Origin of the sequence: Streptomyces sp. NPDC006925 (genome assembly GCF_042869575.1) — a bacterium.
In the GTDB taxonomy this organism is placed as follows: domain Bacteria; phylum Actinomycetota; class Actinomycetes; order Streptomycetales; family Streptomycetaceae; genus Streptomyces.
Genome location: NZ_JBIAGB010000011.1, coordinates 99,083 through 121,054 on the forward strand (window position 1 = coordinate 99,083; position 21,972 = coordinate 121,054).

Annotated in this window: 21 protein-coding genes; 13 read left to right on the forward strand and 8 right to left on the reverse strand. The window is 72.7% G+C overall.

Features of this window, described 5'->3' with window-relative positions; genetic code table 11:
• Window positions 1-6 precede the first annotated feature (6 nt).
• Entirely contained in the window at window positions 7-405 is a 399-nt protein-coding gene (locus ACFYNS_RS17200; protein WP_360303579.1) for an RNA-binding S4 domain-containing protein, read from the reverse strand.
• 188 nt (window positions 406-593) lie between these two features.
• Between ACFYNS_RS17200 and ACFYNS_RS17205 the strand changes: the two genes are divergently transcribed.
• Window positions 594-2,393, forward strand: coding sequence for a PP2C family protein-serine/threonine phosphatase (locus tag ACFYNS_RS17205; protein ID WP_388603586.1), 1,800 nt, complete (start codon window positions 594-596; stop codon window positions 2,391-2,393).
• A gap of 191 nt (window positions 2,394-2,584) precedes the next feature.
• Here ACFYNS_RS17205 and ACFYNS_RS17210 read toward each other — a convergent pair whose 3' ends face one another.
• The 3 genes from ACFYNS_RS17210 to ACFYNS_RS17220 all read right to left on the reverse strand — a co-directional run bounded on the left by ACFYNS_RS17210 (window position 2,585) and on the right by ACFYNS_RS17220 (window position 7,348).
• Window positions 2,585-6,193 (reverse strand): SpoIIE family protein phosphatase, encoded by a 3,609-nt coding sequence (locus ACFYNS_RS17210; RefSeq protein WP_388603588.1) that lies wholly within the window; start codon window positions 6,191-6,193, stop codon window positions 2,585-2,587.
• A gap of 4 nt (window positions 6,194-6,197) precedes the next feature.
• Entirely contained in the window at window positions 6,198-6,440 is a 243-nt protein-coding gene (locus ACFYNS_RS17215) for a hypothetical protein (protein WP_360300193.1), read from the reverse strand.
• A 740-nt stretch (window positions 6,441-7,180) separates the two neighbouring features.
• Window positions 7,181-7,348 (reverse strand): hypothetical protein, encoded by a 168-nt coding sequence (locus ACFYNS_RS17220; protein WP_162637625.1) that lies wholly within the window; start codon window positions 7,346-7,348, stop codon window positions 7,181-7,183.
• A 312-nt stretch (window positions 7,349-7,660) separates the two neighbouring features.
• Between ACFYNS_RS17220 and ACFYNS_RS17225 the strand changes: the two genes are divergently transcribed.
• The 5 genes from ACFYNS_RS17225 to ACFYNS_RS17245 all read left to right on the forward strand — a co-directional run bounded on the left by ACFYNS_RS17225 (window position 7,661) and on the right by ACFYNS_RS17245 (window position 11,424).
• Window positions 7,661-8,380, forward strand: a complete 720-nt coding sequence (locus tag ACFYNS_RS17225; RefSeq protein WP_360300189.1) for an MgtC/SapB family protein — start codon at window positions 7,661-7,663, stop codon at window positions 8,378-8,380.
• 99 nt (window positions 8,381-8,479) lie between these two features.
• Window positions 8,480-8,854, forward strand: coding sequence for a DUF6479 family protein (locus tag ACFYNS_RS17230; RefSeq protein ID WP_075000549.1), 375 nt, complete (start codon window positions 8,480-8,482; stop codon window positions 8,852-8,854).
• Between the two features lie 116 nt (window positions 8,855-8,970).
• A complete protein-coding gene (locus ACFYNS_RS17235) occupies window positions 8,971-9,483 on the forward strand; it encodes a hypothetical protein (RefSeq protein ID WP_388603593.1) in 513 nt (170 codons plus the stop codon).
• A 127-nt stretch (window positions 9,484-9,610) separates the two neighbouring features.
• Window positions 9,611-10,663, forward strand: a complete 1,053-nt coding sequence (locus ACFYNS_RS17240; protein ID WP_360300183.1) for a M23 family metallopeptidase — start codon at window positions 9,611-9,613, stop codon at window positions 10,661-10,663.
• A 152-nt stretch (window positions 10,664-10,815) separates the two neighbouring features.
• Window positions 10,816-11,424, forward strand: coding sequence for a tetratricopeptide repeat protein (locus ACFYNS_RS17245; RefSeq protein ID WP_360300180.1), 609 nt, complete (start codon window positions 10,816-10,818; stop codon window positions 11,422-11,424).
• A gap of 61 nt (window positions 11,425-11,485) precedes the next feature.
• Here the strand turns inward: ACFYNS_RS17245 and ACFYNS_RS17250 are convergent, their stop codons facing one another.
• From ACFYNS_RS17250 to ACFYNS_RS17265, 4 genes are all read right to left on the reverse strand, one after another.
• Window positions 11,486-12,268, reverse strand: coding sequence for an SDR family NAD(P)-dependent oxidoreductase (locus ACFYNS_RS17250; protein ID WP_360300177.1), 783 nt, complete (start codon window positions 12,266-12,268; stop codon window positions 11,486-11,488).
• Entirely contained in the window at window positions 12,265-13,845 is a 1,581-nt protein-coding gene (locus ACFYNS_RS17255) for a SulP family inorganic anion transporter (RefSeq protein WP_360300174.1), read from the reverse strand. Before ACFYNS_RS17255 ends, ACFYNS_RS17250 begins: the two co-directional genes overlap by 4 nt.
• A gap of 11 nt (window positions 13,846-13,856) precedes the next feature.
• Window positions 13,857-14,477: a carbonic anhydrase gene (locus ACFYNS_RS17260; RefSeq protein WP_366773538.1), complete on the reverse strand. Its 621-nt coding sequence runs from the start codon at window positions 14,475-14,477 to the stop codon at window positions 13,857-13,859.
• 190 nt (window positions 14,478-14,667) lie between these two features.
• On the reverse strand, window positions 14,668-15,096 hold the full coding sequence (locus tag ACFYNS_RS17265) for a hypothetical protein (protein ID WP_360293170.1): 429 nt from the start codon (window positions 15,094-15,096) through the stop codon (window positions 14,668-14,670).
• Window positions 15,097-15,698: 602 nt separating this feature from the next.
• On the opposite strand from ACFYNS_RS17265, the gene ACFYNS_RS17270 reads away from it, so the two are divergent.
• The 7 genes from ACFYNS_RS17270 (at window position 15,699) to ACFYNS_RS17300 (ending at window position 21,944) form a co-directional block, all read left to right on the forward strand.
• Window positions 15,699-16,055 carry a PRC-barrel domain-containing protein gene (locus ACFYNS_RS17270; RefSeq protein WP_360293167.1) on the forward strand — a complete coding sequence of 119 codons (357 nt, stop codon included), beginning with the start codon at window positions 15,699-15,701 and terminating at the stop codon, window positions 16,053-16,055.
• 15 nt (window positions 16,056-16,070) lie between these two features.
• Window positions 16,071-16,241, forward strand: a complete 171-nt coding sequence (locus ACFYNS_RS17275; protein WP_360293165.1) for a hypothetical protein — start codon at window positions 16,071-16,073, stop codon at window positions 16,239-16,241.
• Between the two features lie 140 nt (window positions 16,242-16,381).
• Window positions 16,382-17,785, forward strand: coding sequence for an extracellular solute-binding protein (locus ACFYNS_RS17280; protein WP_388603597.1), 1,404 nt, complete (start codon window positions 16,382-16,384; stop codon window positions 17,783-17,785).
• Window positions 17,760-18,785, forward strand: coding sequence for a carbohydrate ABC transporter permease (locus tag ACFYNS_RS17285; protein ID WP_388603599.1), 1,026 nt, complete (start codon window positions 17,760-17,762; stop codon window positions 18,783-18,785). The genes ACFYNS_RS17280 and ACFYNS_RS17285 overlap by 26 nt, the downstream gene beginning before the upstream one ends.
• Window positions 18,782-19,618: a carbohydrate ABC transporter permease gene (locus ACFYNS_RS17290; protein WP_360293157.1), complete on the forward strand. Its 837-nt coding sequence runs from the start codon at window positions 18,782-18,784 to the stop codon at window positions 19,616-19,618. The genes ACFYNS_RS17285 and ACFYNS_RS17290 overlap by 4 nt, the downstream gene beginning before the upstream one ends.
• Window positions 19,618-20,730, forward strand: a complete 1,113-nt coding sequence (locus ACFYNS_RS17295) for an ABC transporter ATP-binding protein (RefSeq protein WP_360293154.1) — start codon at window positions 19,618-19,620, stop codon at window positions 20,728-20,730. The genes ACFYNS_RS17290 and ACFYNS_RS17295 overlap by 1 nt, the downstream gene beginning before the upstream one ends.
• Window positions 20,727-21,944 carry a CehA/McbA family metallohydrolase gene (locus ACFYNS_RS17300; protein ID WP_388603602.1) on the forward strand — a complete coding sequence of 406 codons (1,218 nt, stop codon included), beginning with the start codon at window positions 20,727-20,729 and terminating at the stop codon, window positions 21,942-21,944. Before ACFYNS_RS17295 ends, ACFYNS_RS17300 begins: the two co-directional genes overlap by 4 nt.
• Window positions 21,945-21,972: the final 28 nt, after the last annotated feature.

Genomic DNA, 21,972 nt, shown 5'->3' on the forward strand with positions numbered 1-21,972 from the left:
CGCGCCTCACTCCGGTTCGGGCACCGCGCGCCGTACGTCGCGGAGCCGGTCCAGTTCGCGCCGGTCGCGCTTGGTGGGGCGGCCGGCACCGCGTTCGCGCCGGGGGACGAGCGGCATCTCCACCGGGGAGGGCGGCGGTGGGCTGTTGTCCTGATAGCACTCGACGGCGACCGAGGCCCCCACGCGCTTCTTGAGCAGCCGTTTGACGATCACGATCCGTTCCCGGCCCGCCTGCCGCACCCGCACTTCGTCGCCCACCCGCAGAGCGTGGGCCGCCTTCGCCCGCTCACCGTTGACCTTGACGTGTCCACCGCGGGCGGCGGTCGCCGCTTGGGAACGGGTCTTCGCCAGGCGGACGGACCAGATCCAGCTGTCGACCCGCACCGACCCCTCGTCTGCCGTCATGTTCCCGATTCTAGGGTGCGGCGCCGGCGGATCCCCGGGCGCCCACAGGCGTCGGCCCGACCGGTTCCGGACGAGCGGTCCGTCTGCTGGGGGGAAAGGATGCGCGGCCCCGGAGGGCGCCGCCGTCCGGGGGCCGCTGCCGGCCGTCACCCGGCGAAGATCCGCGGCAAGGCCGACAATGAGCACATATGGACGCCTTCTCCGCGGACCCCGGCTCCGCAGCCGTCGCCCGAACCCCGGAAGACGCCTTCCGGGAGCTCGACCGGGTCGCGCTGCGTACGGAGGCGCACGCCCGGCACCGCGCGCGCGTCCGTGTCACCGAGGCGCGCCGTCTCCCCACCGCGCCCGCCGGGAGCGCCGGGAGCGGACCGCCCCGCCGCGGTGGTACCGCGGACCGGGCGACCCCCGAGGTGGCGGTGCTGCCCGGGCTGCCGTCCTGGCTGCCCGCGGTGCTGGGCGTGCTGCGGGGCAGCGCCGCGGTGCTCCGGGCGCAGCACACGGGGGACGGCGCGGCCCGGGATTTCCTCGTCGTCGGCGCCAACCACCTCGAACTGAGCGGGGTCGAGCGCGACCCGCGCGGCCTGCTCGGCCGGTCGTTGTCGCAGACCCGGCCGGGCATCCGGGCCAGCGGGATGTACGACGTCTACCGTGCCGCCCTGGAAGGGCGCGGCCCGGTCGCCGTCGACGACCTCGACTACGTCGACCTCGTCGACGGCGGTCTCCAGCGCGGGCGGCTGCGCGGCACGGTGGTGCTGCTGCCGGACGAGGGCCTGCTGCTGACGAACTGGGAACCCGTGGGCGACGTGCGGCTCAGCCACCGCATCCAGGAGCGCAGCCGGCTGGGATGGGCGGAATGGGACCTGGTCAGCGGCCGGATGCGCTGGTCGCACGGGCTGCGCCGACTGTTGGACCTGCCCACCGCGCCGGGGGCCGCGGCGGAGCCGGAGCACGGTCTGGACGGCGAGGCCCGCTCGGTGACCTCGGTCGACGACGTGACGGCCGAGCTGCTGGAGCTGCGGCGGAGGATCGTCCCGGAGGACGTGCCCGCCTTCGCCGCCGACATGAGCGCCCTGCTGCGCGGCGGCGAGGTCGTGGACCGCGAGGTCACCCTCCGGGTGGCGGGGCGGGAGCGGCGGATCCGCTGGATCGGCCACGCCGAGCCGGAGGGCGCCGGGGTGCCGGATTCCCTGCTGTTCACCGCGCGGAACGTCACCGGCCAGGAGGAGCTGCTCAGCCGGGCTCTGACCGAGACCGAGCGGCTGCGCCGGGAGGCGGCCGTCGACCGGCGGGTCTCGGAGACCTTCCGCCAGGCGCTCACCCCGCCGCTGGGCGTCCTCACCGCGCCGTGGCTCTCCGTCGGCGCCGTCTACGTGCCCTCCGACTCTGGGGTGGGCGGCGACTGGTACAAGTGCCGGGAGCTACCCGACGGGCGGGTGCTGCTGGCCGTCGGCGACGCCTCCGGGCACGGTGTGGACGCGGCCAGCCGGGCGGTGCAGCAGCGCTCGGCGCTGGCCGGACTCGCCTACACCGACCAGGACGCGGCGGCGCTGACCACGGCGCTGGGCGAGGTCGTCTACTACAGCGGCCTGGACACCACCGCCACCTGTGTGGTCGGCCATCTGCACCCGCGGGCGCGGGTGCTGCGCTGGGCCAGTGCCGGGCACCCCACACCGATCCTGGTGCGGGACGGGGTGCCGCGGCTGCTGGAGGCGGAGCACGGACTGATGCTCGGGGTCACCGCGCATGCGGCCTACCCGCTCACCACCACCCGGTTGTACTCGGGCGACCTGCTGCTCTGCTACACGGACGGGGTCATCGAGCACCGCGGCATGGACCTGGACGAGGGGGTCGCAGCGTTGATGGCAGCCGCCCGGGAGTGCGCGGAGCGCGGCACCTCGGCCCAGGAGGCCGTCGACTGCCTGGCCGCGACCCTGCTGGGGCGCGAGGCCGAGGACGACGCGACGATCCTCGCGCTGTGCGTCACGTGAGGCGCCGGACAGCCCACCCCGTGAAAACGCGAGGCCCCCCGGACAGTTCCCGGACAGTTCCCACGCCGCGTAGCCGATACGGCGCCGCCGGCCAGCCGGCCAGTCGGGCTCCTCCCTGGCTCTTCGTGACGACGCAGCGCCTACGGCCGCAGCCCGGCAGGGCAGGGGCGCCGGTTCGTACGCGGTGACGGTCAGCCACCGGGGGGCACCGAAATGGTCTGCTCGGCCCAGATCACTTTGCCGTCCTTGGTGTAGCGGGTGCCCCAGCGTGCGGCGAGCTGGGAGACGAGGAAGAGGCCCCGTCCGCCCTCGTCCATGGTGGCCGCGTAGCGCAGGTGCGGCGAGGTGAGGCTCTGGTCGTACACCTCGCAGGTGAGGGTACGGTTGCGCAGCAGCCGTACCTTGATGGGCCCGGCCCCGTAGCGCATGGCGTTGGTGATCAGCTCGCTGAGAATCAGTTCCGTGGTATCCGCAAGGCCCGCCAGGCCCCACCCCGTGAGTTGTGCGGAGACGGCGGCGCGTACGCGGGGAACAGCCGCCGGGTCCGACTCCACGTCCCAGTGTGCGACCTGCCCCGCCCCCAGCACTCGCGTACGGGCTACCAGCAGCGCGATGTCGTCGCTCTGGACAACCGGGAGGAGGGCCTCGAGTACGGCGTCGCAGATCTGCTCCGGGGACTGGTCCGCGCCCCTCAGAGTCTCGCGGAGCTGTTCGAGTCCGACGTCGATGTCCTGGTCCCGGCGTTCGACCAGGCCATCGGTGAACATGACGAGCCTGCTGCCCTCGGGCAGCCGCAGCTCGGCGGATTCGAAGGGCAGCCCGCCGATGCCGAGAGGCAGCCCGGACGGCACATCCAGATACTCGACCGTGCCGTCGGGGTGTGCCAGAGCGGGCGTCGGGTGCCCGGCCCTGGCGATCGCACAGTCACGGGTCACGGAGTCGTAGACGGCGTACAGGCAGGTGGCGCCGGTCATGGTGGTCTCGTCACCGGCCGCGACCACGTCCTGGTCGGTGAGGGTGACCAGCTCTTCCAGGTGACCGAGGAGTTCGTCGGGAGGCGGGTCGAGGGAGGAGAAGTTGTGCACAGCGGTGCGCAGCCGTCCCATGGTGGCGGCGGCGTGCAGCCCGTGCCCGACGACGTCGCCCATCACCAGCGCGACACGGGCGCCCGGCAAGGGGATGACATCGAACCAGTCGCCACCGACCCCCTCCTGCGCGGGGAGGTAGCGGTAAGCCACCTCGACGGCGTGCTGCTCGGGCAGGGCACGCGGCAGCAGGCTCCGCTGAAGCGCCACTGCCATACCGTGTTCCCGGGTGTAGCGGCGTGCGTTGTCGAGAGACACGGCTGCATGAGTGGCCAGTTCAGCCGCGAGGGAGAGGTCGTCCTGATCGAAGGGCTCCGGTTTCTCCGACCGCCAGAAGTTGACGACGCCCAGGAGCACACCGCGGGCGGGCAGCGGCGCCGTGATGAGCGAGTGAGCCCCGAAGTCGAGAATACGGGCGGCCCGCTCCGGCCCAACTGTCTGCCATCCGGGGGAGTCACGCAGCCGGGGCACCAGAATCGCCTGACCCGTCTCGACGGTGCGGGCGGACGGCGACGCCGGCGTGAACGTGATCACCTCACCGACGGTGAAGAAAGGCACCTCATCACGGATCCCGTTGACGGCCGTACGGAGCAACCGTCTGCTGTCGCCGCCGCCCAGCGCCGGTTCGTCGCCGCGCAGCACCGGCTCGGCCAGATCCACGGTGACATAGTCCGCGAAGCCCGGGACCGCTGCCCGTGCCAGCTCCTCGGCCGTTTGGACCACATCGAGGGTGGTGCCGATGTCGCTGGTCGCGTCGTAGAGGAAATCCAGCCGTCGCCGGATCAGCTCGACCCTCTGCGAGGCCTCGCCGAGCATCTCCATTACTTCATCGGTGCGGACCGGTTCCGCTCCGACCACCGTGTCGATCGCAAGCCGCGCGGACGCCGCACCGACAGAGCCGGAGAGCTGAGCCTCCACGTGATGGATCAGATCGGGGGTGGCCTTGGCCTCCGGAGAGTCGGGGCCGGCTCCGGGGTAGGAGCGCACCGCCCGCTGTGCGCCCTCCCGCCCCAGGAAGCGCTCCAGCACGGACTGCAACGCCCCGACCGTGGCACTGACCTGCCGACGGCGCCCTCCGGCAGGCTCCGTGAGGATGTCGACGAACTGCACCGCCTGCGCCTGCTCGGCGGCCGTCGGCCGGCCTACGAGGGAGACGCCGACATATCCGCCGATGTTCACCAGCGCACTCCAGAACATCGCATGGCTGATCGGATCCATTCCCGTCAGGCCGAACAACTGCTGGGGCCGGAGCAGTTCGATACCGAACGGGCCGTCACGCAGGAACGAGGCGGACAACAACCCCGCCTCGGCGAAGCTCGGCAGCAGCAGGGTGTAAGCCCACATGACGAACCCCGCGACGAGGCCCACCAGCACACCCCAGCGAGTACCGCCCTTCCAGAACAGGCCGCCGAGAATCGCGGGCGCGAACTGTGCCACAGCCGCGAACGACACCAGGCCGAACGCCGTCAGCGCCTGCCCTTCACCCGCGAGCCGGAAGTACGCGTACCCGAGCAGCAGGATCAGCACGATGGCCGTCCGGCGAATGCCCAGCACCAACCGGGTGACGTCGGCCCGGTACGCAAGCCGGGACATGGGACGCAGCAGCAGCGGCATCACCAGCGAGTTGGACACCATGGTGCTGAGCGCGATGGTCTCGACCGTGATCATGGCCGTGCCCGCGCTGAGCCCCCCGACGAAGACCAGCAGCGCCAGCCCCTGCTGCCCCTCGGCCATCGGCAGGGTCAGTACGTAGGTGTCGGCGTCGGCGGTATTGCCGAGTCGCAGCAGCCCCCCGGCCGCGAGCGGAAGCACAAAGATCGTGATGGCGAGCGAATAGAGCGGGAACAACCACATCCCCCGCTTGAGATGCCTCTCATCGACGTTCTCGACAATGGTGATCTGCCACTGCCGAGGCAGCAGCACGATCGACAGCATCGACAGCACGGTCAGCCAGACCCAACTGCCGTAGCTGACGTGCCCTTCCAAAACGAACAGTTGCGTGAAGTCGGCATTCGCCGCACGAGTGAACAGATCACCGAATCCGCTGAACATCCAGAACGTGACAAAGACCCCGACCGCCAGGAGCGCCCCGAGCTTGACCAGGGACTCGAAGGCGACAGCCGTCACCATCCCCTCGTGACGCTCGGCGGTGTCCAGGTGCCGTGCACCGAAAAGAATGGTGAACGCGGCGAGCAGCAGCGTCACATACAAGCCGGTGTCCTCGAGCAGCGGGACATGGCCGAGCTCCGAAGGAGTGGTGATCTCGGGATACCGCCGAAGGATCTCGAAGGCGTTGGAGATCGCCTTCAACTGCAACGAGATATAAGGGACGACCCCCACCACGGCGATGACTGCCACCAGGCCACCCAGCACCGCGCTCTTGCCGTAGCGGGCGGAGACGAAATCGGACAGCGAAGTCAGCCGGTGCCGCCGGCTGATCCGGATGATTCTGCGCAGCACCAGCCAGCCGAGCGCGAGCATGAGCGTCGGCCCCAGATAGACCCCCAGGAAGCCGATACCGGTCGTGGCAGCCCCACCCACATTGCCGTAAAGGGCCCACGCCGTCTCGTACACCGCGAGCGACAGCGCGTAGACCGTAGCGTTGTTGATCAGACTCCGCCCGGCATCCGCCCGCCGGTCGGCGTAGAAGGCCACTCCGAAGAGCAGACCCAGATACGCCACCGAAATCGCGACGATGACCTCGGTCCGGAGCACAGTGCTACCGGGACCTGGCGCACACGGCGGCGACCAGGCCGATCACGACCACCCAGACGAGATAGAGGTACGCCCACAGAACCGGTACGCCGAAAACCCGGTCCACCCGGTCGAACCGCGCCAGCAACGGCGGAATGACCAGCACGAACCCCAGCGCGGCGAGGGCCGCCAAGCGCCCCGCGAGCCGCCCGTCGTCCTGCGACTCCGCCACGGCTGCCTCCACAACCCCGATTTCACGCTTCGACATGCGCCCAAAAGCGCCCAGTGCCGCATCGCAGCGACCACCGGCAACACCGGGCCGACACCCGCACCCCCCAGTACGCTACCGACCCCCCAACCGCGCCTCCGAAGAGCGACACACCCCCTCCCGTATTCCCGCAAACACCACCCCGACGCCCCAGCAACGACCGCACCCACAGTCCTGACCACCCGCACGGGGGTCACCAGGCGCCGATCTCCTCTTCGAGCAGGGACCAGAAGCTTTCCGCGGCGGCGTTGTCGAAGCGTGATCCGGTGCGTCCGCAGCCCTGCCGCAGTCCCGACTTCCCCATTTGCGGCCGGAGCTGGGCGGTCGTGTCTGCACTGCCGCGATCGCTGTGCACCACGCAGCCGGGCTCAGATCCGCCCCAGGCGTGTGCCGTGTGCCGTGTCGAGAGCGTCGACGACGAGCTCGGCGCCTCGCCGGGGCCGGTGCCCGAACGGCTCCACGCGTTTCTCGCCCGGGCCGCGGCGGCGATCCGGACACTTCGGCGGGCGGGTCACCTACGCCTCCGGCTCCTGGGGGCCCGTCGGCTGGGCGCCCTTCGACCTGGTCGGCGTCGACGGCTGCCGTCCGGCTGCGCGGCCGCCCGTCGCCGGGGTGCGGTCCTCCGCCCGGCCGGTCCGGCATCCGGGCGGAGTGCGGCGGGCGGGTACGGGTACCCGGGCGGCCCCGGGTGCCGCGTGGCGGCCCGGGGCCGGCACCGTCCCGGCCCGGTCGGAGCGGGCTCAGTCCTCGCCGCGGAAGATGTGCGATTCCGGGTCCCCGTCGCCGCGGGAGGAGCGCGGCCCGTAGCTCATGGGGCCGTCCGGGCGGCTCGCCGTCCGCGAGACGTGCACTGTCGGGCGGCGGGTTTCCCGGGCGTTCTCGTCACGGGTCGTCTGGTCCTGCTGCACGTGGGATCACCTCCGAGGTCGGCTCACCGGAGCGGGTCCCCACGCGTCGCGCAACGAAACGGTGAAACGGGGCGAAACAGGTGCCAAACGGAGAAAATCGGAAAACTTCTTCAGGGACCCAGGAACCAGGAACACAGGAACACGGGCAGTCGGACCCTGACGGAGACGGAGACGGAGACGGAGACGGAGACGGAGACGGAGACGGAGACGGATACGGGGACGGAGACGGGCGCGGTGCGGGGCGCCGCCCGTCCGTCGCCGTCTGCGGGCCGCCTGCCCGGACGGACCATGTGAAGCGGTGAGACCTCGGACATGAACGACGCGTTCTTCTCCTCGACGGGCCAGGGCTGGCCGCAGTTCGCCGACCTCGCCCTCGCCTTCGTCCTGACCTCGCTGATCGGGCTGGAGAGGCGGGCCAAGCGCAAGAGCGCGGGACTGCGCACCCATGCGCTGGTGGGCATCGGTGCCGCGCTCTTCATGCTGGTCAGCAAGTACGGCTTCGCCGATCTGATGGGGATGGAGGACGTCTCCTTCGACCCGTCCCGGATCGCGGCGCAGGTGGTCTCGGGCGTCGGGTTCCTCGGTGCCGGGGTCATCTTCCTGCGCCGCGACGTGGTGCGCGGGCTGACGACCGCGGCGATCGTGTGGGTCTCGGCCGCGGTCGGGATGGCCTGCGGCGCGGGTCTGCCGCTGCTGGCCGTGGCAGTCGTGGCGATGCACTTCCTCACGGTGTGGGGCTTCACCAAGATCAGCGATCGGTTGCCGGGCGTGGAGCCCGGCCATCTGCGGCTCACCTACCAGGAGGGGAGGGGCGTGCTGCGCACGGTGCTGGAGCTGTGCACCGATCGGGGGTTCGCGGTGACCGAGACCAACGTCGAGCAGATGGACGAGCGGCAACCGGATCTGGCGCGGCTGACCCTCGCGGTCTCCGGGCCGGGCTCGGTGCCGGAACTGGTGGGCGAGCTGGTGGCGGTGCCGGGGGTGCGCGCGGTCAACGGCCGCACCGCCGCGAGCGCGCAGGACGGCGACTGAGCGCGGCGCGGCCGGGTGCTCGCCCCAGAGCGAGGTTTCCGGCCCGACGGCTGCGGAAACCCCGTGGGGCGACACCGCGAGCCGAAGGGGGCTGAGTACATGAACGCGGACGTCCTCGGAACGGCGACGGACCTCGCCGCCCGCGATCACCTGGTGGGCTTGGTGCCCGGGCTCATCGGGCTGCTGATCGTGGCCGCGTTGATCGGCGCCGTCTGGCTCGGCATCCGGATCAAGAGCCGTGAGCCCGAACTCCCGGAGCCCGACCAGCAGCCGCACCTGCCCGACAGCGGCCCGGTCGAGGAGATCACGGAGAACCGCGAGCCGGACGAGATGCCGCGCGACGGGATCCGTCGGCTGCCGCACAGCGGGGTGCACGACCAGGGCGACCGCGAGCACCATCCGGGCGAACCACCGACGCGCAAGAAATGGGAGCCCGGCAAGAGCGGATCCTTCGGCAGCGGCGGAGCCGGCTGAGCCGGTCTCCGCGCAGCGCATGGCGGGCGCTGCTGGTACCCGAGACCAAAAATCCCTCGCCGGGCCGCTCCGACCTGCCCAGCGCAGGGCTGGCGACCTCGGCCGCGGGATCCGCGGTGCTGAAGGCACTGCCGCCCGGCCCCGGAGCGGCCCTGGTCGTCCTGGCCTTCTGCCTGGTCAGCCTGGGTGTGGGCACGGTGATGACGCTGACCAACAGCATGGTCCTGGCCGCCGTCCCGCCCGAGCGCGCGGGGGCCGCCTCCGCCGTCTCCGAGACCGGCATCGAGCTGGGGGCCCTCGGCGTGGCCGTGCTGGGCAGCGTGCTCACCTCCGTGTACCGGATGCGCCTCGACCCGGTCGACGGCGTACCGGCCGCCGCGCTGGAGACGGCCCGCGAGACGCTCGGCAACGCGCTCGCCGCCGCCGCGCACCTGGGTGGTGAGCCCGGCAGGGTGCTGGTCGCCGAGGCCAGGTCCGCCTTCACCGTCGGCGTCCAGGCCGCCGGGCTGGCCGGTGCCGCACTGCTCGCGGTCGCCGCCGTCCTGGCCTGGCTGCTGCTGCGGCCCCGGCCCGGGGAGGGCGGCGGCGCGGCTCCCGGCCCCGGCCGGGCAGTCGCCCGGCACGACTGACGCACTCGCACGCCGGGCGGGAAAGCACCCGTCCTGAGGACAGACCGCTGCGGCGAACGGCTCAAGCTGCCCGCGCGCCGCGCTCGCCAACCGGCCTCCACGCGGTTCCCGGCCGCACGATCGTGCCATGAATGAGGCCGTACGAAAGAGACGGGCGGCGGCTCCGCTGGCCGCACTGGTGTGTGCCGCGGTACTCGCCGGAGGCACGCCGCAGGCCGCGGGAACCGCCCCCGCGAAGGGCGTCGCCGAGGCCGCGCGGCCACTGCCCGCGCTCTACCGGGAGGCCGCGGCCGCCGCCGCCCGCTACGAGGCCGCCACCCGCAAGGTGGCGGCCCAGCGCGCGGCGGTCGCCCGGGCCGAACGCGCCGTCAGCAGAGGAGAGCACCGGCTGCGGCGGCTGCACCGGCAGCTCGGCGCCGTCGCCCGCAAGCAGTACCAGCAGGGCGGCTGGGCCCCCGCCACCCGGCTGCTGACCGTCGGATCGCCGGACACGCTCTTCGACCAGCTCCGTGCCCAGCACCAGGGCGACCACGCCTTCCACCGGCTGCTGCGCACCACGGAGACGGTCCAGCGGCAGCTGGACCGGCAGCGGGCGCACCGGCAAACGGTGCTGGGCGAGCTGAAGGCCGAGGCCGACCGGCGGCGGCGCGCGCAGCGTGCCGTCGAACAGCGGCTGAACCAGGCCGGCGAGCGGGTCCGGGAGGCACGGGAGGAGAGGGTCGCACGCGCCGCCGGGCCGATCACCCGTGCCGCGCTCCGCTCCGACGGCGAGGAAGCGAAGTGGGTGGCCCCGGTCGAGGGTTACACGCTGTCGGCGGGCTTCGCCTCGGCGGGCAAGCGCTGGGCCCACAGCCACACCGGCCAGGACTTCGCCGTCGGCACCGGCACTCCGGTGCGGGCCGTCGGTGCCGGGACCGTCGTACGGACCGGCGGCGGCGGGCCGTTCGGCAACCACATCGTCATCAAGCACCCCAACGGCTACTACACCCAGTACGCGCACCTCTCCCGGATCCAGACCCGGCAGGGCGACCGGGTACACGCGGGCGAGCAGATCGGGCTGTCCGGGAGCACCGGCAACTCCACAGGACCGCACCTGCACTTCGAGGTCCGGGTCACTCCCGACGTCGGTTCGGGGGTCGACCCGCTGCCCTGGCTGCGCAGCCGCGGCGTGCACGTCTGACGCCGCCGCCGCGGTGTGACGCCGCGGCAGCGCCCGATGCGGCGGCCGGAGGCCCGCTTCCGCCCGCCGCACCCGGCCCCGCCGGACCGACCTCGCGGGCCCCGGACCGACGGCCCCTGGCCGCGGGCCGCCCGGCGTGTGAAGCTGACGCCGTGAACGGACAGGACGCGGGCGGTACGAGCGGGGACGGCGCCGACTGGGAGCGGCGGGTGGCCGACACCTGGGCGCGGATGGACGCGCTGGTGGCCGAGCGCGGAGCGGACGGGTTCCGCGCCGCGGTCGGGGAGCTGGCCGGCGAACTGCCCGCGGGGAGCCCGCAGGCCGCCTTCGAACGGGCCTGCGCCTTCGATTCCACGGGCCTCCCGGAGCGGGCCGTCCCGCTCTACCGGGAGGCGCTGCACGGTGGACTGACCGGGGTGCGCCGCCGCCGTGCCGTCATCCAGCTCGCCAGCTCGCTGCGCAATCTGGACCGGCCCGGCGAGAGCGTCGCGCTGCTGCGGGCCGAACTGGAGCGCGACATCGGGACGGACGGCGCGGACGGCACCGACGGCACCGACCGTGCGGGCGGGGCGCACGAGAGGGCCGAGGTCGTCGCGCTGGAGGACGCTGTGCGTGCCGTTCTCGCGCTGGCCCTCACCGACCTCGGCCGCTCCCGCGAGGCGGTGCCCCTCCTGCTGACGGCGCTCGCCCCGCATCTGCCGCGCTATCAGCGCTCGATGGCCGGGTACGCGCGGCAGCTCGCGCGGCGCGCCGAGGAGTGAGTCCGCGCGCCCGGACCCGGACCGGGCGAGACCGGCGCCGTCCGGGCCGGGTGGCGGCCGGTCAGGGCTGCGCCATGGTGCGGTTCATCGCGAGGTTGGACACCAGCAGTCCGCCGTCCACCGGGAGGCTGACCCCGGTGATCCAGGCCGCGTCCCGGGAGGCCAGGAACGCCACGGCTGCGGCGATGTCCGACGGCTCGCCCACCCGGCCGAGGGGATAGTGTGCGGTGACGCGCTCCAGCATCTCGGCCCGCTCCCGCCACACGTCGGTGCGCACCGTGCCGGGCTCGACCAGGTTGACCCGCACCCCGCGCGGCGCCGACTCGACGGCCAGGGTGCGGGTGAGGGAGGCCAGCCCGGCCTTGGCGGCGCTGTAGGCGTGCTCCCCGAAGTGCCGCTCCGCGTTGACCGAGCCCACGTTGACGACGGCACCCCGCCCCTCGGCCGCGGCCAGCAGGGGCAGTGCGGCACGGGTGCACCGCGCCGCCCCGTGCAGGGTGACCTCGAAGTCCTCGTACCAGGACGCTTCCTGCCAGTCCTCGAAGCGGGCCGGATCGCGGTGGCAGGCGTAGGCGTTGTTGACCAGGACGTCGAGTCCTCCGAACACCTCGGCGGCGCGGTCGGCCGTTGCCTGCGCCGCCGAGGCGTCCGTCACGTCGCAGCCGCGGGACGCGGCCCGGCCGCCGCTGCCGCGGATGTCCGCGGCGATCCGCTCGGCGCGGTCCGGATCCCGGTCGGTGACCAGGACCTGTGCGCCTTCGGCGGCGAGCCGGCGTGCGACGGCCGCTCCGATGCCCTGTCCGGCGCCGGTCACCAGCGCCGCGTATCCCTCGAATCGTGTCATCGGATCATGCTAGAAGCGCCCTCCCCGTGCTGCTCCCCGTGCTGCTCCCCGGCACCGGACCCGGCGGCACCGCCGCGTGCGGCGGCCTTGTTGTGCTGCTCCTCCCAGGTGGACAGGGCGAGCCCGCAGGCGTGGTCCATGTGCCGGAGCTTCTCCAGGCACAGTTCGACGCGCCGGTCGGCCGGCAGCGCCTCCAACTGGTCCTGCAGTTTGGGCAGCCGCAGGAAAGTGGCGTTTCCCAGCACCGTGACCCGCAGCGGCCGTCCGGCGCCTGGGTCCTCCGTCTCGACGTGGACGTGGGAGGTCTCCCAGGCGGTCTTCACGACGGCCATCAGCAGCCCCAGCAGCACCCCTTCGAACATGTTGGTCAGCACGATGGCCAGCGCCGTGACGGCCAGCACCACCACCTCCGCGCGGTGCTCCCGCCACATCGGCCCCAGGTCGCGGAGCGGGATCAGCTTCCAGCCCGCGTGCACCAGGACGCCCGCCAGCGCGGAGAGCGGGATCATGCCGAGCGCAGCGGGGAATGCGGCCGCGAACAGCAGCAGCCACAGGCCGTGCAGCACCCGGGAGACCTTCGTCCTGGCCCCGGCGTGGACGTTGGCCGAGCTGCGGACGATGACCGCCGTCATCGGCAGCGCGCCCAGCGCCCCGCACACGGTGTTCCCGGCGCCCTGGGCCATCAGCTCCTTGTTGTAGTCGGTGCGCGGACCGTCGTGCAGCCGGTCGACGGCTGCCGCGCTGAACAGCGACTCGGCCGAGGCGATCAGGGTGAACGCGAGCACCGTGCCCAGCATGCCGAACGAGGCGAGGCCGCCGAACTCGTCCAGGCCCGGAGGCTGGACGGAGTCCAGCAGACCCTGCACCTCGACGCGGGCGACGGGCAGGTCGAACACCGCAGTCGCCGCCGTGGCCAGCAGCACCGCCGCCAGCGGCGCGGGCAGCACCCGCGCCGCTGGCCGCCACTTCGGCCACAGCAGCAGGACGGCCACCGTCCCGGCCCCGATCGCCAGGGCGGTCGCGGCGGTGCTGTCGCCTGCGGTGTCCAGCACCAGCCCGCCCAGGCCCAGGATCTTCTCCGGACCGCTCGCGGGTGCCTCGGCGTCGGCCAGCGCGTAGAGCTGACCGGCGATCAGCACCAGGCCGATGCCCGCGAGCATCCCCTGCACGACGGAGACGGAGATGGCGCGGAACCAGCGGCCCAGCCGGAGCACGCCCATCAGCAGTTGCAGCAGCCCCGCCAGCAGGACCAGGACGCCGAGCGCGCCGATGCCGTAGGTCTGCACGGCCTCGTACACCAGCACCGTCAGCCCGGCGGCGGGGCCGCTGACCTGGAGACTGCTGCCGGGCAGGAACCCGGTGACCAGACCGCCCACGATGCCGGTGACCAGCCCGAGTTCGGCCGGTACGCCGGAGGCTACGGCGATGCCCACGCACAGCGGCACGGCGACGAGGAAGACGACCAGCGAGGCGGTGAAGTCCGCCCGCAGGGTGCTCCGGTCGGGCAGGGGAAGCACGGCACGTGCGCCGCCCGGATTCTGCACACTGCTGTTCTCGGAGTTCTCGGAGTGCGTCATGACGCCGCCTCTCACAGCGGGAGGAACGCGTCGAGACGCGTGTCGAGTTGGAGTATCAGACCGGTGTCGATGCCGTAGAACCAGCCGCGCAGCCGCAGCAGCCCGGCGGCCTCGCGCTCGGCGACGCAGGGATGGTCGCGCAGCCGGGCCAACTGGGCGCGTACATGGCGCTGCACGGCTGCGGCCACGTCGGGTTGCGTGCGGGCCTCGTCGTCGGGGGCCAGCTCGGCGGAGGATTGCAGTTGGGCGGTCAGCCAGCCGTGCACGGCCGGCACGGCCGCCAGGTCCTCACCGCGCACCAGGGCGCCGACCGCGCCGCAGTGCGAGTGCCCGCACACCACGATCTCGGGCACCTCCAGTACCCGGACCGCGTACTCGATGGTGGCCGATTCGCCGCTGGGGCGTTCGGCTCCGGTGTAGGGCGGCACGGCGTTGCCCGCGGTGCGCAGTTCGAAGAGCTGCCCGGGGCGGGCGCCGGTGAACACGGCGGGCTGCACCCGCGAGTCGGAGCAGGAGATGAAGAGGGCTTCGGGGGACTGGCCCTGCGCCAGCCTGCCGTAGCTCTCGCGTTCGTCGTCGCGATCGCTGATCCGTGCGGAGAAGGAGCGTGCGTGCGGGATGAGAGAGCGCATCAGGGATACCTTGCGTTCAGGTGCGTACGGGATCGGCGTACGGGGCCCCGGTCCGGGAACGGGCAGCGGGGGCTGCGCGCGGATCGCGGTACGGAGGCTGCGTACGGGGGTCGGCGGGGCCGCGCCCCGCGGCGGCGCGCGCCGCTCACCGGCCGGTCACGGACGGCGGCGGGCTGCTGCCGCGGCCGTATCAGTGCAGCAGCACCTGGTGCAGTACGGGGACCTCGACGGATCTGCGCCACGGCATGCCGGCGCTTCCGTTGCCGGGCAGTGCGATCCGCTTCGCGGCGGCCGGGGGGCCGAGCCGCGGGGCGCACGCGTGCGGCGGACGCTCACCGGGGGCGGGCGGTGCGCCCGGGTGCCGGACGGTGCGACGCGGGTGGCAGTCGGCCGCACCGTGCTCGGTCTCGTGCCCCGCGGAGGGGGAGACGTCCTCGGCGGTGGCGATGGGTGCCGCCGGTCCGCTCGGCGCGGCGAGGAGGGCGCCGGTGCCTTCGGCGGCCAGCAGGACGGACAGGAGCAGGACGAGGGCCGAGAGGCACGCCTTGGCGGCGGTCATGTGGCGTCGCATCGTCGTCCTCCGGTCCACTGCTCCGAGCTGGGCCGATTCCATCGTCACCCACAGGGTGTGACGAACCCGCACGTCGAAGGTGAACGATAGGTGAACTCGTCCTGGAGGGGCGGAGGTTGCTGCTTTCTTCCGCTGGTTTCCAGCCGTAACGGCGGGAATTGAACGCTGACCGGATTCGGTCATGCGATTGAAACTCGAACTTTCACGTCTCCACCGGCGCGTCTGCTCCCGGAGCCGCCCCACGGTGGGCCCACCGCCGAGCCCGGCCGGGAGTGCGGCTACGCGATTGCGACCGGCGGTGCTCCGAAGGGGGTCCGATGTCGCGGCGACGGTGTCCCGATGTGCTTCCGCCGGTCCGTCCTCGACGGGATCCCCCCGGCCCCCCTCTTCGCAGGAGTCCGCCTGGAGGTCACCCGCCGCCCCGCGCGGACGCCCGCCCTGCGGGGGTGAGCGGGGGCGCCGAGCCGCTCCGGGGCGGGGCGGCGCTCCCGGGGGTCCGGCCGGGCTGCCGCGGCGACCGCGGCGGCCGACCCGCGGTCACCGTCCGTGGCCGGGCGGTAGGGGGCGCGTGCCGCCGCTCGGCGCGCTGCCGCGAGCGCCGGGGGATCCGGTGCCACCATGGAAGCAGGCCCCCGACATGGGAGGAAGAGATGTTCGAGCCGGACGACATCCGGGAGTGGCGCGGGCACGACGTGGTGGACGCGGGCGGCAGCAGGATCGGCCCGCTGGAGTCGGTGTACGTGGATACCGCCACCGACCAGCCCTCCTTCGCCACCGTGACCGTCGGTATGCCCACCCGGCACCGGCTGGTCTTCGTCCCGCTGGCGGGAGCCACCGTGGGGCCGGGGTATCTGAAGGTCCGGTACCCCAGGGGCCAGGTCAAGGATGCCCCCTCCATCGGCACGGACGACGTGTTGCCGGCCGGGGACGAGCCCTCCGTCTTCGCCCACTACGAGATCGAGTACACCCCGGGTGCGGGTGGCGAGCGCCGCCTCGCGCGCCGCTGAGACGGGGAGGTCGCGATGTTCCTGTTCCTGTTCCTGGTCGCGGTGGCGATCCTGCTGGGGGTTTTCGGCTCCATCGTGGAGGGGCTGTTCTACCTCCTGGTCATCGGCATCTTCGTGGCGCTGATCGCCTTTCTGTACGCGGCCTGGCGCATCACCGCCGGGGCCACCCGGCGCTCTCCGCGCTGAGCCGCCCCTTCCGAGGCGGCCGGCCACCGGGCGCTGTGTACGTGATGTAAATGTAAGGACAACAGCTCTTTACGTCATCCGGGCACCGTGCCACTCTTCCGGGCACGATCTCTGGCGCAAGGACGCAAGGAGGGGCCCGGATGGGAGTTGTCGCGCGGAGAACCGCGCTGACCGCCGCCGTCCTCGGAGCTGGCTCGGCGACACTCGCAGGCTGCGGGAGCCCGCTCGATCCACGCGGGGGCGAGGGCGGGGACGGTGCGATAGCGCTCAGCGTCGCCACCAACGCCGTCGCGGGCGGTAAGAACGCCGACGAGGCCGAGTGGATCGAACGCTGGGTCATACCCCGCTTCGTCGCCCAGCAGCGCGCCGAAGGCGTCGACGTACGGGTGGAGTTCCAGCCCAGCGGCGTGGACGACGAGCAGTACAAGACCAAGCTGGCCCTCGACCTGAAGGCGCAGGCGGGGCCGGACGTGATGGCGCTGGACGGCATCTGGCTGGGCGAGTTCGCGCAGGCCGAGTACATCAGACCGCTGCACGAGGTGGCCGGGACCGGCGTGGCCGACTGGTCCGGCTGGCGGCAGATCAGCCCGAAGGTGCGCTCTCTGGCCCGTTTCGAGGGACAGCTCTACGGCATACCCGCAGGCACCGACGCGCGGGTCCTCTACTTCCACAAACCGCTCTTCCGCAGGGCCGGACTCCCCGCCGACTGGCAGCCGGCCGGCTGGCAGGACATCCTCGACGCGGCCCGCACGCTCAAGCGCCTCGACGGCGTCACCCCGCTCCAGATCGACGCGGGTACCGCGATGGGCGAGGCCACCACCATGCAGGGCGTGCTCCCGCTGCTCACCGGAGCCGGCGGCCGGATCGCCAAGGGGGACCGCTGGTACGGCGACACCCCGGAGCTCCGCGCTGTGCTCGGCTTCTACCGGGACGTCTACCGGCACGGACTGGGCGACCCGCGGCTCCAGCAGGAGGCCAAGGGCCGGGACAAGTCCTTCGAGCAGTTCGCGGAGGGCAGGCTGGGCATCCTGGCCGAGGGCGACTACTTCTGGCGGGACGTGATCTCCCCCGGTACCGGAACGGCCCCCATGAAGCGGCGTGACAACGATGTCGGCTATGCCCTGGTGCCCGCCCGGGCGCGGCACGAGGGCATCGGCGGCCGGGACCACGTCAGCCTCTCCGGCGGCGCCGTGCACGTGCTCAACCCGAACACCCGCCATCCCCGGCAGGCGTTCGCCCTGTTGACCGCGCTGCACTCGGCGCGCGCACTGCGGGCGCGACTCGGGGACGCCGCCATGATCACCGAGCGGGACGACGTCAACGACACGGTCCTGGAGAAGGACCCCATGCTCCGGTTCTGCGCCGAGAAGGCGCTGCCCGTCACCAGCTTCCGGCCCCCGCTCGCCGCCTACACCGCCGTCTCCCTCGCGCTCCAGGAGGCGACGGCCCGGGTGGTGGCGGGCCAGGAGCCCGACCACGTCGCACAGGCCTACCGCAAGGATCTGGAGGAGGTGCTCGGTGGCAGCGACCACATCATCGGCTGAACAGGCCGCTCCGGCGGCGGACCGCGGCCCGCACGAAGCGGGGGGACGCGAGTCGGAGCGGGACGCGGCCGGACTCGGCCGCCGCCGGGCCGCCGCCTTCGTCGCGCCGGCGCTGGTGCTGATCGCCCTGTTCCTGGTGCTGCCCGCCGTCTGGACGCTCTACCTGGGCGCCACCGACTACCGGCTGACCGGAATCCCCGCCATCGACCCCAGCTTCGTCGGATTCGACAACATCACCAAGGCGCTGGGTGACGAGAGCTTCCTGCACTCGCTCCGGCTCACCCTGCTCTTCGTCCTCGGCTCCGCCGTCATCGGCCAGGCCGGACTCGGCTTCGCGCTCGCCTGGTGGATGCGCGAGCGCAGCGGATGGCTCAGGACGACGCTCGAAGCGCTGGTGATGCTCGCCTGGATCCTGCCCAGTTCGGTCGTCGCCTTCCTGTGGATCGCCTTCCTCGACCGGGACGGCGGCACCCTCAACGAACTGCTCCGCACGCCCGGCGCCGCCTGGCTGCTCGACCACCCGATGCTGTCGATCATCGTCTACAACATCTGGCGCGGCAGCGCCTTCTCGATGATGCTCTACAGCGCGGCCCTCGGGAACGTGCCCGCCTCCCATCTGGAGACCGCGCGGCTGGCCGGGGCGAGCGGATTCCAGCAACTGCGCGACGTCGTCTTCCCGCGCATCCGCGGCCACATCCTGACGAACCTGCTGCTGATCAGCCTGTGGACGTTCAACGACTTCACTCCGTTCCTCATCACGGCCGGCGGCCCCGACGGGCAGACCGAGACGCTGCCCGTGCACATCTACAAGACGGCGCTCGGCAGCGGAGAGCTGGGCTACGGCGCCGCGCTCTCCTTCCTGATGCTGCTGATCAACCTGGTGGTGGCGGTGATCTACCTGCGGCTGCTCGGCCAGAAGAACCGCAAGAAGAAGACCCGGACCGCACGCGGAGCATCCGCCGAAGGCGCCCACGGCAGCGAACTGGAGGAGTCAGCGTGAGAACCCCGGCGAACCCAGCCGCCGCACTGCTGCGCGGCGTCGGCGTCTACCTCCTGGTCGCCCTCACCCTCGCGTTCTTCGCGCTGCCCATGCTGTGGCTGGCCAGCGCCCCCTTCGACAAGCACCCGGGCATCACCGTCTCGCTGCCCGACTTCACCCTCGCCAACTTCGAACGGCTCTGGGACAACCCCAACGCCGTGAACTCCCTGGCCAGTTCGCTGATCCTGGCCGTCGGCAGCGCCGTGCTCGTCGTCGGGCTCTCCGCGCTGGCCGCCTACGCGCTCAGCCGGGTGCACATCCGCGGCCGGGACGGGCTGCTGTACGCGCTGCTGCTGCTGTCCTCCATCGTCACCGGCACCGCGGCGATGGTGCCGATCTTCCTGCTCGCCGCCGAACTCGACCTGGTCGACTCCTACCTCGGGGTCGTCCTCGTCCTCACCGGCGGCCTGCTGCCCGCGGCGATCTTCATCCTCAAGGACTTCATGGACACCACGCCGCGCTCCTACGAAGAGTCCGCGCGGGTCTTCGGCGCCTCTCCGCTGCGCGTCATGAAGGACATCGTCGTGCCGGTGGTCCGGCCGGGACTCGCCACAGTCGGGGTGTGGACGGTCGCCCAGGTGTGGGGCAACTTCCTCATTCCCTTCCTGCTGCTGCGCTCGCCCGACAAATCGCCCGCCGCGGTGGTCATGTACACCTTCTACACCGAGGGTGGCCAGCCCGACCTCGCGCTGATCTCCACCTTCTCCCTGCTCTACTCGCTGCCGGTCGTGCTGATGTTCCTCTTCGTCAGCCGCCGCTACGGCTTCCGCTTCCACGGAGGGATCAAGGCCTGATGGCAGACATCACCCTCGACCGGCTCGCCAAGGTCTACCCCGGTGGCGTGCGGGCCCTGCACGACCTGGACCTGACCGTCCGGGACGGCGAGTTCTTCGCCCTCCTGGGTCCTTCCGGCTGCGGCAAATCCACCCTGCTGCGCACCATCGCGGGACTGGAGGCCGCCAGCGGCGGCACCGTCCGGATCGGCACGCGCGACGTCACGGAACTGCAGCCGGGCGACCGGGACATCGCCATGGTCTTCCAGGACTACGCCCTCTTCCCGCACATGACCGTCGAGGAGAACATCGGCTACCCGCTGAAGATCAAGAAGGTGGGCCGGGCCGAACGCGCTGCCAAGGCCCGGCGGACCGCCGAGGAACTCGGCCTCGGCCACCTCTCGGAGCGCCGGCCGGGCCAGCTCTCCGGCGGCCAGCAGCAGCGGGCCGCGCTCGCCCGCGCCATGGCCTGCCATCCGCAGGTCTTCCTCTTCGACGAGCCGCTGTCCAACCTGGACGCGCGGATGCGCCTGGAGGCCCGCACCTTCCTCAAGAAGCTCCAGCGGGAACTGGGCGTGACCACCGTCTTCGTCACCCACGACCAGGCCGAGGCGCTGGCCATGGCCGACCGCCTCGCGGTGATGGAGGGCGGCGAACTGCGCCAGGTGGGCACCCCCACCGAGGTCTTCCGCCGCCCCGCCAGCACCTTCGTCGCCTCGTTCATCGGATCGACCCCCATGAACCTGCTGGCGGGCCGGGTCACCGGGGAGGGGACCGTACGGGTGGCGGGCGGCGAGCTGCCGGTGCCCGACGAGGCCGCCGCGCTGGCCGCAGCGGGCGAGGAGGTCGTCTACGGCATCCGCCCCGAGTACCTGAGCTGGTCCGACCGCGCGGTGGACGGTGCGGTGGGCGGCACCGTCTCGGTCGTGGAGAACCTCGGCAGCGCCCAGTTGGTCACCCTGGAGCCCGAGGACGGCACCAGCGTGCAGGTCGTCGTCCCCGAGGAGCGCGAGCCGGCGCCCGGCGCCCGGGGCTGGGCCCTGCCACGCGCGGACCGGGCGCTGCTGTACCGGGACGGAGACCTCCTCACCGCCCGCGCGGAAGCCGGAACCGCAGCGGCCCCGCTGTCATGACCGTACGCGAACAGATCCGGCACGGCACCTGGACGATGGAGCAGCGCGCCCAGCAGGTCCTCCGCACCGTCCCGGTCGAGGTGCCCGGCGGTACCGGCGCCCTCACCGCGATCCTCTCCTACCCGCGCGCCGCGGGCGTGCTCGACCTGGGACTCCTCGGCCCGCACGGAGAGTTCCGCGGCTGGTCGGGCGGCGCCCGCGACACCTTCACCGTCACCGAGGAGTGGGCCACCCCCGGCTATCCGCCCGGCCCGCTGGAACCCGGTACCTGGCACGTACTGCTGCGGCTGCACCGCATCCCGCCCCCGGGCCTGCCCTGGACGGTGCGGGTACGGCTCGGCACCCGGGCGCCCGCCGCACCTCCGGCCACCACCCCGCCCCCGCACCCGGCAGCGGACAGGCGCCCGCGGCGCGGCGTCCCCCGCCTGGACGGCGCGGAGTGGCTGGCCGGCGATCTCCACGCGCACACGGTGCACAGCGACGGCTCCCTCACCCCGGACGAACTGGCCCGCGCCGCGGCCGCCGAGGGCCTGGACTTCCTCGCCGTCACCGACCACAACACCGTCAGCCACCACCCCTGGCTGCCGGCCGTCGCCCGCCGGCAGGGCATCCGGCTGCTGCCCGGCCAGGAGGTCACCACCGACCTCGGGCACGCCAACGTCTTCGGCGACACCGGGTGGATCGACTTCCGCCGCCCCGCCGGAGAGTGGCTGGAGCAGGCCGAGACAGCGGGCGGCGTCCTGTCCGTCAACCATCCGTTGGCCGACGACTGCGGCTGGGAACTCCCCTTCGCCGCACGGCGGCCCCGACACGCCGAACTCTGGCACCACACCTGGACCGACCGGCGGCACTCGGCGCCCCTCGCCTGGGCGCGGGCCTGGCGCGACGAGGTCGTCCCGCTCGGCGGCAGCGACTTCCACCGACCCGAGCAGGGCCGCCCCCTCGGCGCGCCGACCACCTGGGTGCTGAGCCCGGACGGTGACGTCCTGGCCGGTCTCGCGGCGGGCCGCACCGCCGTCTCGGCCGGTCCCGGCGCCGCCGTGCTGCTGCGGTACGGGGACGAGCTGCTCGCCCTCGACGCCGACGGCACCGTTCTCGTGCGGCCCGACGGACGGCGCACCGTGGTGCGCGGCGACACCGTCCGGCTGTCGGCCGCCGACGGGCTCCACCGGCTGGAGACGCACACCTGCGAGGTGGTGGCCCTGTGCACCTGAACCGTCCGGGCGCCCACCCGGCGCGACG

Coding starts and splice junctions, on each gene's coding strand:
- ACFYNS_RS17280 (WP_388603597.1), top strand. CDS start 16,382: ATGGGAGTTGTCGCGCGGAGAACCGCGCTGACCGCCGCCGTCCTCGGA.
- ACFYNS_RS17225 (WP_360300189.1), top strand. CDS start 7,661: ATGAACGACGCGTTCTTCTCCTCGACGGGCCAGGGCTGGCCGCAGTTC.
- ACFYNS_RS17275 (WP_360293165.1), top strand. CDS start 16,071: ATGTTCCTGTTCCTGTTCCTGGTCGCGGTGGCGATCCTGCTGGGGGTT.
- ACFYNS_RS17270 (WP_360293167.1), top strand. CDS start 15,699: ATGTTCGAGCCGGACGACATCCGGGAGTGGCGCGGGCACGACGTGGTG.
- ACFYNS_RS17255 (WP_360300174.1), bottom strand. CDS start 13,845: ATGACGCACTCCGAGAACTCCGAGAACAGCAGTGTGCAGAATCCGGGC.
- ACFYNS_RS17260 (WP_366773538.1), bottom strand. CDS start 14,477: ATGCGCTCTCTCATCCCGCACGCACGCTCCTTCTCCGCACGGATCAGC.
- ACFYNS_RS17200 (WP_360303579.1), bottom strand. CDS start 405: ATGACGGCAGACGAGGGGTCGGTGCGGGTCGACAGCTGGATCTGGTCC.
- ACFYNS_RS17230 (WP_075000549.1), top strand. CDS start 8,480: ATGAACGCGGACGTCCTCGGAACGGCGACGGACCTCGCCGCCCGCGAT.
- ACFYNS_RS17300 (WP_388603602.1), top strand. CDS start 20,727: ATGACCGTACGCGAACAGATCCGGCACGGCACCTGGACGATGGAGCAG.
- ACFYNS_RS17250 (WP_360300177.1), bottom strand. CDS start 12,268: ATGACACGATTCGAGGGATACGCGGCGCTGGTGACCGGCGCCGGACAG.
- ACFYNS_RS17295 (WP_360293154.1), top strand. CDS start 19,618: ATGGCAGACATCACCCTCGACCGGCTCGCCAAGGTCTACCCCGGTGGC.
- ACFYNS_RS17240 (WP_360300183.1), top strand. CDS start 9,611: ATGAATGAGGCCGTACGAAAGAGACGGGCGGCGGCTCCGCTGGCCGCA.
- ACFYNS_RS17215 (WP_360300193.1), bottom strand. CDS start 6,440: ATGTCGAAGCGTGAAATCGGGGTTGTGGAGGCAGCCGTGGCGGAGTCG.
- ACFYNS_RS17205 (WP_388603586.1), top strand. CDS start 594: ATGGACGCCTTCTCCGCGGACCCCGGCTCCGCAGCCGTCGCCCGAACC.